Genomic DNA, 11,338 nt, shown 5'->3' with positions numbered 1-11,338 from the left:
CGAGCCCCAACGAGGCGGTCATCGAGGACCCAGAAGCCGTTGGCGGGCACGATCTTCACAGAGGCGGTGAACGGGATGATGCCCAACTCGACCGTGTCCATACCGATCATGCCGGTCAGCCGGTCGAGCTGTGCGCCGAGTACCGAGGGAGGGCAGATCATTGAATCCTCCCCCTCGTGAGCGAGGGGGATTCCTGGCTCAGGCCGCCTCCCGGAGCAGCGCTCCGGGAGGTCTTGCGCCTTCGGCACCAGCCGGGTTGAGACCAGCCCGGACGAGCATCACGCGGGCTGAGTTCTTGTCCCTGGGGGACACGGCTTGGCACGCGGTGCAGGTGTAGGTACGTTCGGACAGCGGCAGTGCGTGCTTGGTTCTCGCTCCGCACGATGCGCAGTCCATGGTGGTGTGCGCGGGATGCACAAGGCGGACGTCCCGCCCGTGCTTTTGGCCCATCTCGATCAGGGCCTTCTTGGTGGCGCCGATCGCGGCATCCGCCGCCTTGCGCGCCATCGAGGTTTTGGCGAGGAACTTCGGGCGGAAATCCTCCACTGCGATCGCGTCATGGTCGCGGACGACCTTCTTGGCCCACTTGCGGGCGGTGTCCCGCCGCTGCCGGGCGGCCTTCTTGTACGCCTTCGCGCGCAGCTTCCCGGCCTCGCGGTAGCCCTTCGAGCCCGGCTGCCCCCTGGCGGGTCTGCGGCGGGCCATCATCCGGTCGTACCGCGACAGTTTCGCCTGGGCTTTACGGCCGTGCTCGGCGTGGGGCAGGTCGTGGGCATCACTCGTGGTGGTGGCGGTCTCCTTCACGCCCCAGTCGACACCGATCACCGCACCCGTCCTGGGCAACGGCTGGATCTCGGCAGGGACAACGAACGAGGCGTACCAGTGGCCGACGCTGTCCCGGTACACCCGCACCGAGGAGGGATCGGCGGGCAGGTCGCGGGACCACACGACCCTCAGCACGATGTTGCCCGCGAGGTGCAGGAGACCGTCTTTCAGCCGGAAGCCGCGCTTGGTGTAGTTCAGACTCGGGACGGCGTCGCGCTTCTTCTTCCACTTGGGCATCCCGGCCCGCCGCCGCATCGCAAGCCGGTCCTTGATGTCCTTGTGCGCCTTGGCACGGGACTTCCCGAAATCCCGGATGATCTGCTGCTGCGGCACCGACGAGCCCTCTCGCAGCCACGGAGTGCGGGTGCGGGCCCCGGTCAGCATTCTGTCGAGCTGTGCCGGACCGCACGTCTGCTTGTCCTCACCCTCGGGCCGGTGCTGGTTCCGGGTGTGCGCGGCCCTGGACTTGGCGACGCACTCGTTCCACACCCACCGGCACCGGTTCCACTCGGCTTCCAGAGCGGTGCGGGCAGCGGACGACACGCGCAGCCGGTACGTGTACCGGGCACGCCCGGCCTCGTCGACTTCACTTGGCGTCATCACGCGGCCAACGTAGCGTCATGATTCGTTTCTCACTCCGGATCCCGGCAGCCCTACACGAACGGGTGACCGAACGGGTGACCGCTCAGGCCACTGCGGACCGGCAGTCCCTCAACTCCGAGATCCTCCACCTCCTGGAGGTCGCCCTCGCCGCTCCCCGGGCGGACACCGGATCGCCCGGCGGCGATCCGGCTTCTCCTGCCCCGCCACGCGGGAAGCCGGACTCCTCCCCGGCCTGAAGGCCGGGGCACCCTCCGGTCACCAGGTGAACGCAACGCGGCCTCCCACATCAGCACGTGAAGCTTGCGACCCGACCGGTACAGCCACTCCTGGCGCTGCACCCGGGCGCGCACGGCGTCCTCGATGTCGTTGGCCGGGCCGAGCAGCTCCGAATAGCGCTGGATGACGTGGCGTGCGTACTCGGGGGTCTGCATCAGACCGGCGACTACTGACTCTTCCCACACCCATATCTCCGAGGTGCGCTCGATCTCCTTGCTCAAGCCCTCGTGCAGTGGCTTGAAGCCGTTCGCCAGGGCGCGACGCCACGACCTGATCTGGGACTCGAATCCGGCGAGACGGGCGGCGAGTTCGGGATACAAATCCGGCCGCTCGGTCGCTTCGGCCCATGCCCGGAGGTCCTCGGGGGTTGCCGTCTGTTTGCCGTTCTCCAGCTTGCTGACCTTGGAGCCCGGCCAGCCGAGCCGCTGCGTGAGTTGCCGACCGGTGAGCCGGCCGCCAGGGCACGAGAAGCGGAGTTCACGGAGCCGCGTCCCCAACGCCGCTCGTGCCTGCTGGTAGTCAGTACTCACCGGTCGCGCGCGCTACTCGGTCGTGGCCACCTGCGCGTCGAACTGGTCGTACGACACAGCGTGGTGCATGGCCGCGTCGCGCACGATGGAGTACCGCACGACCTCCGCGGGCTCCGTGATCAGTTCGATGTTGAGCAGGTTGTCGTCATCGTCGAAGTGCAGCAGGGCGACGAGGCGCGAGTCGAAGATCCAGAAGTCCTCGGCGGGCAGACCGGCCCGGTCCGCATTCTCCCGCCACAGGTAGCGGATGTCCTCCCCGACGGCCGCGTTGTGCCGGGCGTAGTCGAGCAGGAACAGCAGTTCCGTGGTGGGCGGGTTGTCGGCGATGCGGACGCGGCCAACCTGCTTGCCAGCGTCCGTCTGGCGGCGGATGTTGATGAACCAGGGTTCGCTGGGGTCCCAGGTGGAGGATCCGGTGGCCAGGAACGCCTGATAGTCGGGGTCCTGGCGGTCCGACGCATAGCCGCGTCGCGTCTCCAGGCGCCAGGCGGTGTGTTCGAAGGTCTCGAAGAGGCGCCGGAAGGTGTCCCGGTCGACCAGTTCGGGCACCCGCTCCATCTCCTTCGGTCCCCAGTTCACGAGCAGTTCGCGCGACACGACCACGGCGACCTCTCGTACCCGCCCGGGGCGGTCCGGCCGTAGATCCCCCAGCGTAGGGGACACCAAGACCCGCACGCGGCCACAGTCGTCAGAAGGGCACGCCCGCGCGCTTGGCGAGGCGGGTCAAGCGGGGGTTGCTCCGGCGGTGCAGCGAGGTCAGCACGCGCATCAGCTCCTGTGACGTCGGGTGGACGCGGGCCATCTCGGGCGCGACCTCCCACGCTTCTTCGAGCGATTCGAGTGCAGCGTCACGGTCGCCCAGGGCGAGGTGCGACCGGCTGAGGTTCATGTGCAGAGGGCCGATGCGGGTGGCCGGTAGCGAGGTGCCGCCCCGGATCAGGTCGTCGGCAGTGTCCAGCGCGGTGCGGTGCTGGTCCATATCGGAATACGTCGAGATGACGTGCGTCGCGGTCTGGTCGGGCCCGAAGTGGATACCGTGCTCGTCGGCGTCCTCGCCGTACTCCTCGGCCGTCCGCCACGCGGCCTCAATGTGCTGCCGGGCGGTGGCCTTGTCCTTGAGCCGACCGGCCAGCGTCAGGCCACGCAGGTGCAGGATGCCCAGGCCGAACGCGCGGTCACGGCCGTGCAAGGTCGTCTCGGCCTCCACAATCGCGCGGTCCACGATGGCCAGCCCACCCCCGAAGTCGCCGGAGTTCAGGAAGGTCCCGGCCTCGTCCCTGGCGGCCACCGTGGCGGCGATCGGGTTCGCCCGTTCGGCGGCCAGCCTCTGCTTCATAACGGCCAGCTCGGCGAGGTGCATCCAGCGGTGCCGGGCGGCCAGCCAGTAGACCACCGAGTACGTGTCGGCGACGCGCGTCCAGGCGTCGGGCGACTGGGTGGCGTGCGCGAAGTTAGTCGTCCGGGTCAGCACGCCCGGGGTCTTCTGCAACACGGCCGACAGCTCGGTCCGGTAGCGGTGTTCGTTCAGCTCGGCCAGCTCGCTCGGCAGGTCCTCGGGGTGAGGCGGAGGAGCGTCGGGGATGTCGAACCGCCGGATGGCGTCGTTCAAGGCGGTCACGCTGGCCTCGTCGGCCTTGGTCACCGGCGCGGTGCCGAGCAGCTCATCGAGGGTCATCCGCATGGCCTGCGCGAGGGACGCGGCGATGCTCTGCGTCAGCGCGCGGTCGCCCACCTCGATCTTGCTGAGCAGCGAGACCGACACGCCCGCCCGCCGGGCAAGGGCGACCTGACTCAGGCCGCGTTCCTTGCGGCAGACCGCAACGTTCGTACCAGGTCCGGGAATCTTGGTCGCGCTCATACCGTGCGTCTTCCGCTCGATTGCCGTTACCTCCCATCGTCTCACCGCGGCCACTCACGTGCCCTGGTGTTGTGCAAGAGGTGTGCAAGTTCGGTTTGCGCGGTGGCAGTTCTCTTGGGTGACACACGTATGCCCAGGTGGGACGAGAGGTCATGGCACAGACATACGAGAAGCAGCCGACGATGCTCAGCCACGGTGAATTGCCCTACCCAATGGGGACGCTCGTTGAGGACACGCTATCGAAACGCACGGGCGAGCTTCACGGCGTGATCGAGGAGCGCATCAAGGAGGGCAACAAGGTCATCAGCCGAACGGCATACCTCCGGCCGGAAGGCGGTGGCACGGAATGGGACGTCCCTTTGGCCCGCATCCGGCCCGTCGAGAGCCATTAGATGTCCCCACCAAACGCGCGGCCCTCATCACCCCGGGCGACGTCATCGGCTACGAGGGCGAGTGGCGCACCGTCAAGACCGCCACGACCGCCCGGGGTCCGATGGGCGGGTTAGCCGTCGTGGTCACCTGGGAGGAGGGCGGCACGGCGCGGTTCCCCGCCGGGGACGAACTCCTCCTCGGAGAACCAGACTCCACCTGACCAGCACTTGAGCCCCACCCCAATTCGACTGGGGTGGGGCTCAGTTGCGCCTTGCCGAAGATCGCGCCGGTATGCGCTAACCTGTGTGCATCGGGGTTGAAGCCCCGGGCGCACCTGAGCGCCCCTACGAGTTGGGAAGTCAGGACGACCCAGAATTTGTATTGGTGGGCGCGGATCTTCGCCATCGTGCCCTGACGCAAGCCAGTGCGGAACTCGGTCGAACTCTTAGTAGATTGACTCTCAGTCTTGCGTGACCCCCTGGACAGATGCGTCCAGGGTCCGAAGACATTTACGTCCGCGTCAGCGTAGGTGTCTCGACCCGAACCGTAGGGTTCGGATCGAGGCTGCCTGCGCACCCGATCCGACCCATGACAGGGAAGGTAAGGATCGGTGGACGGCACCACCCTCATCATCATCGTTCTCGCCATCGCTGGCGTGGTGACCATCACGCTGTACGTCCTCAAGGGCGTGCTCGATCAGCTCCCCGACGTCTTCGACTCCGCCGGACGGGCGCGCGATGCATGGGACCGGCTGACCAAGAAGAACGGCGAGGCTCCCCAACCCGAGGAGCCGCCGACTCCGCTGGCACCCCCGGCCAGCAGCGAGGAGCCGCCTGCCGCCGCATAGGTCATCCCGGGTTTCCGTGGGGTCTCGGAGCGCACGAGACCCCGTCCCGGGGCACCGGGCCCGGCAGGCACACGAGAGGCCACGGGAGATACCGCCCGTGACCACGTGCTCTGCGAGGGGGTAACTCAGGCGGCGATGGCCACCCGGAACCGGATCGGCGCCAGAACGGTGCGCCCGCGAAGAGGTGTGGGCACCCCTATCGTGAACCGCCCAAGCTTCTGCGATGCGCCCGGTAGCGGGCGAGTCGCTGCGGTACTCGGCTGCGATCGGCCGGAGAGCCTCTCACACACCTCATAGATGCATACAGGCCTCACGTATCGATCCGGCCCATCGATCGCTGTCGGCTGCTACCACTCAGAGGCACCAACGTCCGATTCGTTCAAGACCAGCCGCCGGCGCCCTGCCTACCGTGGCCGCATGAGTCCACGATTCGATGTGATCGGCCTCGTCGTCAGCGACATGGCCGCCGCCCTCGCCTTCTACCGCCGCCTCGGGCTCGTCTTCCCCGACGGCGCCGAGGACCAGCCGCATGTCGAGGCCGAACTGCCCGGCGGGCCCCGGCTGGCGCTGGACACCGAGGAGACGATCCGGTCGTTCCACGCGGGGTGGCGGCCGCCGGGCGACGGGGGCGGCCGGGTGTCGCTCGCCTTCGTCTGTGACGGTCCGGCGGAGGTCGACTCCGTGTACGAGGACCTGGTCGGCGCCGGGTACCACGGCGAGCTCAAGCCGTGGGACGCCTTCTGGGGCATGCGGTACGCGGTCGTGCACGACCCGGACGGCAATGGCGTCGACCTGTTCGCACGGCTCCCCGAGTAGGCCGCCCACGCCCCGACGGTCCTACGAGCGGGGATTGACCATCGCCGGGCAGGAGTTCCACAGCTCCACCCCGGCCCCGGTCAACTCCAGTACCGCGCGCTGTTCCTCGGGAGTCCACGCGACGCTCTCGCCTCCGAACAGCTTCTCGTAGGCGCTGTTGTGGAGTGGTCCCTGCTGCGGCAGCCGGTGGACCGCGTCGAGGCCTCGAGCCAGATCCTCGAAGAAGTTCCACGCCTCCAGCACCCTGCCCGGCGGGACCTGTCGGCGCACCGGATCCTCCAGCCAGTGCTGAACACGGCGGAGTTCCAGCGTGTCGACCTCGGAGGCGGCCGGCTCCCGGCCCCGTCGGCGCACATACACCCGCGCCTGTCGAGCCGTCACGAACACCGGGACGTGCCGGCGGCCGGCTTCCGGCACCGTGAACACCTGGTCGGGTTCGTCGCCCCGCCCACCGATCCACAGGATTACGGCACTGCGTCCGCGCCCGCGCACCCGGTACGCATAGAGGCTCCGCCTTGCTCCGCGGTGTCCGGTCGCGAAAACATCTGCCGTCTCGATCTCTCCCACACCCTCACACTGACAGGACCCATCAAATCCGTCGCGGCAGTTTCCCTGATGCGGGCAGAGCCATGCAGAGCCATGAGGAGCGGGCGAGCAGCTCCCCCAGCGGCATGCCCGCCAACTCCCTTACGTCCCGCGCCAGATGGGCCTGGTCCGCGAAGCCCGACCGGGCCGCCGTGTCCGCGAAGCGCACCCCGGTCCGGGCGAGGGCGAGTGCCCGTTGCAGGCGCAGGACGCGGGCCAGGGTCTTCGGTCCGTAGCCGAACGCGGCCAGGGAGCGTCGGTGCAACTGGCGTGCGCTCAGGTCGAGGTGGTCCGCCGTCGCCGCGATCGAGTGCCCGGCGTCCAGGGCCGTCACGATCTCTCGCAGCAGCGGATCAGGCGGGGACGCGTCTGCTGCCCGGTCCAGCGCCACCTCTTCGAGTGCGGCCACCGGATCGGTCGCCGCGTCGACCCGCGCGGTCAGGCGGCGCACCTCCGACGGAAGCCACAGTTCCGCCAGGTCCACGCGCATATCGCGGAGTTCGTCGGCCGGAACGCCCAGGAACGTCGGCGCCGTACCGGGGAAGAAGCGGACCCCCGCCCAGCCGCCGGGCACACCGTCGGGAACGTACGCGCGGGTGTCGGGGCCTGCGACCAGCAGCCGTCCCTCGGTCCACAGCAGGTCCATGCAGCCGTCGGGGAGGACGGGGCCCGCGGCCGTGGCGGGCCCGGACAGAGCGCGGCTCCACACCACCGCGCCCGGCAGCCGGGACGCCCGCTCCACGTACACGTCCGTCACGCTACTCCGCCCGTGTCCGGTGCTCCTGCGGGCTGACGCCGTACACCCGTTTGAAGGCGCTGGACAGTGCGAACGCGCTGCCGTAGCCGACGTGGCGGGCGATCGCGTCGAGCGTGTCGTCCGTTTCGCGCAGGCGGTCGGCGGCCAGGGCGAGGCGCCGGTCCATGAGGTACGTCATCGGGGGCTCGCCCACGAGTTCGCTGAAGCGGCGGGCCGGCGCGGCCCGGGAGACCCCGGCCTTGGAGGCGAGCGTCGCCACCGCCCAGGGGTGTGCCGGGTCGCCCTGGACGAGTCGCAGCACCCGGCCGACGACGGAGTCCGCGAGCGCCCGGTACCAGGCGGGGACCTCGGCCTCGGGGCAGGAGAACCAGGGGTAGGTGCACGCGCCGCCCGGCAGGATCACCGCCTGGGGCGGGGTCGCCGGGTCGTCGGCGGGCGCTCTCCCGCGTCCGGCACGACCCAGGCCTCGCCGCACACCACGAGCTTGATCGTCAGCGGGGCGCGGTCATCGACGTGCGGGACATCGCGGAGGTCGTGGTGGCCGCGCTGACGGCGGGCGACCGGTACGTCAGGCAGGACGTCGCCCTCTCCGGGCCCCGGCGGCTGAGCTTCCGGGAGGCGGTCGCGGAGATCTCGGAGGCGACGGGCGGTGAGCTGACGTACCTCCCGGTGACGGCGCGCCGGTACGGCGTCCGGCTGGCCGGGTTCGGGGTGCCGCCGGAGGAGGTCGAGTTCCTCGTCGATCTCTTCGAGAGCGCGCACGGGACGCCGCGGGGGCGGGCGCGTGGAAGGGCTGGGTTCGGGCGGGACCCCGGTTTTCGCCCCCGCCGCCCCTACCCGTCCCCTCCCGTTCCTGGGGGCTGGGCGCGCGGTTCCCCGCGCCCCTGACAGGGCGCGTCCCCCGCAGGGGTCCTACTCCTCCGGGCAGTGGTCGTCGCCGTGGTTCTTGCGCGGGTGGTGAGTGCTCTTCACATGGGTTCGGAGGCGGGACGTCACGTCCTCCGGGGGCAGGAAACGCGACCAGCGTTCCGGGAACTCGGAGGGCATGTCCGGGTCGTCGGGGTCGGGCTCGGCGGCGCGGTGGGCGGCGGCGCGGGCGACGTACTCGGCGGCCTGCTCCTGGCGCAGGCGCTCGTTCGCGGCGCGGGCCGCGGCCGTGGCGGCGGCCGGCCAGACCCGGTCGATTGCGGCGTTGACCGCGGCGCCGACCAGGACCGCGAAGGCGGACACACCGATCCAGAGGAGGACGGCGACGGGGGCGGCGAGTGAGCCGTAGATCGTCGGGCCCTCGACGGTGCTGGTCAGGTAGATGCGGAGCAGGAAGCTGCCGAGGACCCACATGGCGAGGGCGACCAGGGCGCCGGGCACGTCCTCCACCCAGGGTGAGCGGACCGGCACTGACACGTGATACAGCGTGGTCAGGAAGACGACGGAGAGCACGATGACGACAGGCCAGTACAGGACCTGCACGAGCGTCGCCGACCACGGCACGATCTGCACCACCGCGTCCGGACCCGCGACCATCAGCGGCAGCGCGATCGAGCCGATCAGCAGGGCCACGATGAACAACAGGAACGACATCACGCGGGTCGCCACGATCCCTCGGGTGCCGTCGAGGCCGTACATCACGGTGATGGTGTCGACGAACACGTTCACCGCGCGCGAGCCCGACCACAGGGCGAACAGGAAGCCGAGGGAGATGATGTCGGGCCGGCCGCCCTTCATCACGTCGTGGAGGATCGGTTCGGCGATCTGGTGGACACCCTTGTCGGTGAGGACCGTGCGGGAGGCCTCCAGGATGTTGGACTCCAGGCTCGCGATCGAGTGCGCGCCGGTCCAGGCGTCCACATAGCCGAGCAGTCCGATCATGCTCAGCAGCAGGGGCGGCACGGACAGGAGTGTGAAGAAGGCGGCCTCGGCCGCCAGCCCCAGGATCCGGTACTCCATGCACGAGTTGACGGTGTCCTTGAGCAGCAGCCAGGCGGTCCTGCGCTTCGACACGTTCCTGTACAGCGCGCGAGCGCGGTGGAAGCGGCCCGAGGGAGGCCGTTCGGGTGTTTCTTTTGCCTGGTGCACATCCTTACCGTATCCGTATGGCAGCCAGCACCCACACCGTGACCAACCAGGCTCCGCCCCTGGTCGGATATGACGTCTTTGCCGCCGACCGGGCCCTCGTGGAGGCGGTCGAACGGCATCTGGATCCAGGGCTTCTCGACGAGGCGCGCGAGGAGCTTTCCACGCTCGGGCGTACGACGGGCTCCGCGCAGGCGCAGGAGTGGGGGGTGCTCGCCAACGAGAACCCGCCGAAGCTGCGCACCCACGACCGCTACGGCAACCGCGTCGACGAGGTCGAGTTCCATCCCGCCTGGCACCGACTGCTCGGCAAGGGCGTCTCGGCGGGGCTGACGGCGGCCTGGAACCGCCCCGGCGGACACCTCAGGCGCGCGGCCGGCTTCGTCGTCTGGACGCAGGCAGAGGCGGGCCACGGCTGCCCGCTGTCGATGACCCACGCGGCGGTGCCCGCCCTGCGCACCGACCCCGCGCTCGCCGCCCTCTGGGAGCCGCTGCTCACGTCCACCGTCTACGACCAGGGGTTGCGGCCCGCCTCCCAGAAGGCCGGTGTGCTCTTCGGGATGGGTATGACGGAGAAGCAGGGCGGCAGCGACGTTCGGGCGAACAGGACCGAGGCGCGGCCGCTCGCCGAGGACGGGACCTATGAGCTGACGGGGCACAAGTGGTTCTGTTCGGCGCCGATGTCCGACGGGTTTTTGGTGCTGGCGCAAGCTCCGGGCGGGCTGACCTGCTTCCTGGTGCCCCGGGTGCTGGAGGACGGGACCCGGAACGTGTTCCGCATCCAGCGGCTCAAGGACAAGCTCGGCAACAAGTCGAACGCGTCGAGCGAGGTCGAGTTCGACGGGACCTGGGCGCGCCGGGTCGGGGACGAGGGGCGCGGGGTGCGCACCATCATCGAGATGGTCGCGGTGACCCGGCTGGACTGTGTGCTCGGCGCCGCGGCCGTCATGCGGCAGGCCGTCGCGCAGGCCGTGCACCACTGCACCTACCGGGAGGCCTTCGGCGGCAAGCTGATCGACAAGCCGCTGATGCGCAACGTCCTGGCGGACCTGGCGCTGGAGTCGGAGGCGGCGACGACGCTGGCGATGCGCCTCGCGGCGGCGTACGACGACGGCGGCGAGGACGAGCGGGCGTTTCTGCGGCTCGCGGTGCCGGCCGCCAAGTACTGGGTGACCAAGCGCTGCACTCCGGTCGCGGTGGAGGCGCTGGAGTGCCTGGGCGGCAACGGGTACGTCGAGGAGTCCGGTATGCCCAGGCTGCTGCGCGAGTCGCCGCTCAACTCGATCTGGGAGGGCGCGGGCAATGTCCAGGCCCTCGATCTGCTGCGCGCGCTCCAGCGTGAGCCGCAGGCGCTGAACGCGTTCCTGAAGGAGATCGGCCGAGCGCGCGGCGCCGACCACCGCCTCGACGGCGCGATCAAGAACCTGCTGGCCGAACTCGCGGACCTGGACGGTATCGAGGGCCGCGCCCGGCGGCTGGCGGAGCGCATCGCGCTGGTGCTGCAGGGTTCGCTGCTCGTCCAGTACGCGCCCCCGGAGGTCGCCGACGCGTTCTGCGCCTCACGGCTGGGCGGCGACTGGGGTGCGGCCTTCGGCACCCTGCCGCACAGTCTGGATCTCGCCACGGTGGTGGAGCGGGCCCGGCCGGTTTCCTGAGCCGATCTCCGCACCGGGTGGCGCGGGGGTGGTGCTGCGCCGACACGGCACCACCCCCGCTCTCCGGCCCCGTCGTGAGGAGCACGAACGCCGCACGGCGGCGTTGCTCAAGTTTCCGACCCCGTACGGCTGTTCGCCAGG

At 69.9% G+C, this 11,338-nt stretch carries 13 protein-coding genes and 3 pseudogenes; 7 read left to right on the top strand and 9 right to left on the bottom strand.

Annotated features, from left to right (window positions below; all coding sequences use genetic code 11):
- Positions 1-2: 2 nt before the first annotated feature.
- Together OG747_RS35275 and OG747_RS35270 are read right to left on the bottom strand one after the other, a co-directional pair.
- Positions 3-164 (bottom strand): annotated as a pseudogene (locus tag OG747_RS35275) (transcriptional regulator); the annotation flags it as partial.
- A gap of 34 nt (positions 165-198) precedes the next feature.
- Positions 199-1,425 carry an RNA-guided endonuclease InsQ/TnpB family protein gene (locus OG747_RS35270; protein WP_405885862.1) on the bottom strand — a complete coding sequence of 409 codons (1,227 nt, stop codon included), beginning with the start codon at positions 1,423-1,425 and terminating at the stop codon, positions 199-201.
- A 20-nt stretch (positions 1,426-1,445) separates the two neighbouring features.
- Here OG747_RS35270 and OG747_RS35265 point away from each other — a divergent pair, with 20 nt between their 5' ends.
- Positions 1,446-1,664 (top strand): Arc family DNA-binding protein, encoded by a 219-nt coding sequence (locus tag OG747_RS35265; protein ID WP_405883399.1) that lies wholly within the window; start codon positions 1,446-1,448, stop codon positions 1,662-1,664.
- 21 nt (positions 1,665-1,685) lie between these two features.
- Here the strand turns inward: OG747_RS35265 and OG747_RS35260 are convergent.
- The 3 genes and pseudogenes from OG747_RS35260 to OG747_RS35250 all read right to left on the bottom strand — a co-directional run.
- Positions 1,686-2,234: pseudogene (locus tag OG747_RS35260) on the bottom strand (Scr1 family TA system antitoxin-like transcriptional regulator); the annotation flags it as partial.
- A gap of 12 nt (positions 2,235-2,246) precedes the next feature.
- The gene (locus tag OG747_RS35255; RefSeq protein WP_405885860.1) at positions 2,247-2,900 is read right to left on the bottom strand and encodes a DUF6879 family protein; all 654 of its coding nucleotides are present in this window, start codon (positions 2,898-2,900) and stop codon (positions 2,247-2,249) included.
- 22 nt (positions 2,901-2,922) lie between these two features.
- Complete coding sequence (locus tag OG747_RS35250; protein WP_405883398.1) at positions 2,923-4,092, bottom strand: helix-turn-helix domain-containing protein; 1,170 nt, start codon at positions 4,090-4,092, stop codon at positions 2,923-2,925.
- Positions 4,093-4,244: 152 nt separating this feature from the next.
- On the opposite strand from OG747_RS35250, the gene OG747_RS35245 reads away from it, so the two are divergent.
- The 4 genes from OG747_RS35245 (at position 4,245) to OG747_RS35230 (ending at position 6,127) form a co-directional block, all read left to right on the top strand.
- Positions 4,245-4,484, top strand: a complete 240-nt coding sequence (locus OG747_RS35245) for a hypothetical protein (protein ID WP_405883397.1) — start codon at positions 4,245-4,247, stop codon at positions 4,482-4,484.
- Positions 4,439-4,684, top strand: coding sequence for a hypothetical protein (locus tag OG747_RS35240; RefSeq protein ID WP_405883396.1), 246 nt, complete (start codon positions 4,439-4,441; stop codon positions 4,682-4,684). The genes OG747_RS35245 and OG747_RS35240 overlap by 46 nt, the downstream gene beginning before the upstream one ends.
- 390 nt (positions 4,685-5,074) lie before the next feature.
- Positions 5,075-5,311, top strand: coding sequence for a hypothetical protein (locus OG747_RS35235; protein ID WP_405883395.1), 237 nt, complete (start codon positions 5,075-5,077; stop codon positions 5,309-5,311).
- Between the two features lie 417 nt (positions 5,312-5,728).
- A complete protein-coding gene (locus OG747_RS35230) occupies positions 5,729-6,127 on the top strand; it encodes a VOC family protein (protein ID WP_405883394.1) in 399 nt (132 codons plus the stop codon).
- A 21-nt stretch (positions 6,128-6,148) separates the two neighbouring features.
- Here OG747_RS35230 and OG747_RS35225 read toward each other — a convergent pair whose 3' ends face one another.
- The 3 genes and pseudogenes from OG747_RS35225 to OG747_RS35215 form a co-directional block, all read right to left on the bottom strand.
- The gene (locus tag OG747_RS35225; protein ID WP_405883393.1) at positions 6,149-6,544 is read right to left on the bottom strand and encodes a hypothetical protein; all 396 of its coding nucleotides are present in this window, start codon (positions 6,542-6,544) and stop codon (positions 6,149-6,151) included.
- Positions 6,545-6,716: 172 nt separating this feature from the next.
- Positions 6,717-7,460, bottom strand: coding sequence for a helix-turn-helix domain-containing protein (locus OG747_RS35220; RefSeq protein WP_405885858.1), 744 nt, complete (start codon positions 7,458-7,460; stop codon positions 6,717-6,719).
- A gap of 10 nt (positions 7,461-7,470) precedes the next feature.
- Positions 7,471-8,045, bottom strand: a pseudogene (locus OG747_RS35215) (helix-turn-helix transcriptional regulator).
- Here OG747_RS35215 and OG747_RS35210 point away from each other — a divergent pair.
- Positions 7,983-8,357, top strand: coding sequence for a hypothetical protein (locus tag OG747_RS35210; protein WP_405886111.1), 375 nt, complete (start codon positions 7,983-7,985; stop codon positions 8,355-8,357). The pseudogene OG747_RS35215 and the gene OG747_RS35210 sit on opposite strands and share 63 nt — an antisense overlap.
- Positions 8,358-8,381: 24 nt before the next feature.
- Here OG747_RS35210 and OG747_RS35205 read toward each other — a convergent pair whose 3' ends face one another.
- Positions 8,382-9,545 (bottom strand): YihY/virulence factor BrkB family protein, encoded by a 1,164-nt coding sequence (locus tag OG747_RS35205; RefSeq protein WP_405883392.1) that lies wholly within the window; start codon positions 9,543-9,545, stop codon positions 8,382-8,384.
- Between the two features lie 17 nt (positions 9,546-9,562).
- On the opposite strand from OG747_RS35205, the gene OG747_RS35200 reads away from it, so the two are divergent.
- The gene (locus tag OG747_RS35200; protein WP_405883391.1) at positions 9,563-11,197 is read left to right on the top strand and encodes an acyl-CoA dehydrogenase family protein; all 1,635 of its coding nucleotides are present in this window, start codon (positions 9,563-9,565) and stop codon (positions 11,195-11,197) included.
- The last annotated feature ends 141 nt before the right edge of the window (positions 11,198-11,338 follow it).

The organism is Streptomyces sp. NBC_01384, from assembly GCF_045040035.1.
Taxonomy (GTDB): domain Bacteria; phylum Actinomycetota; class Actinomycetes; order Streptomycetales; family Streptomycetaceae; genus Streptomyces.
This window is presented reverse-complemented; position numbering and strand designations above follow the sequence as displayed.

Bases quoted from the DNA above. Each gene is read 5' to 3' on its own strand.
- OG747_RS35270 (WP_405885862.1), bottom strand. From the start codon at position 1,425: ATGACGCCAAGTGAAGTCGACGAGGCCGGGCGTGCCCGGTACACGTAC.
- OG747_RS35265 (WP_405883399.1), top strand. From the start codon at position 1,446: ATGATTCGTTTCTCACTCCGGATCCCGGCAGCCCTACACGAACGGGTG.
- OG747_RS35250 (WP_405883398.1), bottom strand. From the start codon at position 4,092: ATGAGCGCGACCAAGATTCCCGGACCTGGTACGAACGTTGCGGTCTGC.
- OG747_RS35245 (WP_405883397.1), top strand. From the start codon at position 4,245: ATGGCACAGACATACGAGAAGCAGCCGACGATGCTCAGCCACGGTGAA.
- OG747_RS35240 (WP_405883396.1), top strand. From the start codon at position 4,439: ATGGGACGTCCCTTTGGCCCGCATCCGGCCCGTCGAGAGCCATTAGAT.
- OG747_RS35230 (WP_405883394.1), top strand. From the start codon at position 5,729: ATGAGTCCACGATTCGATGTGATCGGCCTCGTCGTCAGCGACATGGCC.
- OG747_RS35200 (WP_405883391.1), top strand. From the start codon at position 9,563: ATGGCAGCCAGCACCCACACCGTGACCAACCAGGCTCCGCCCCTGGTC.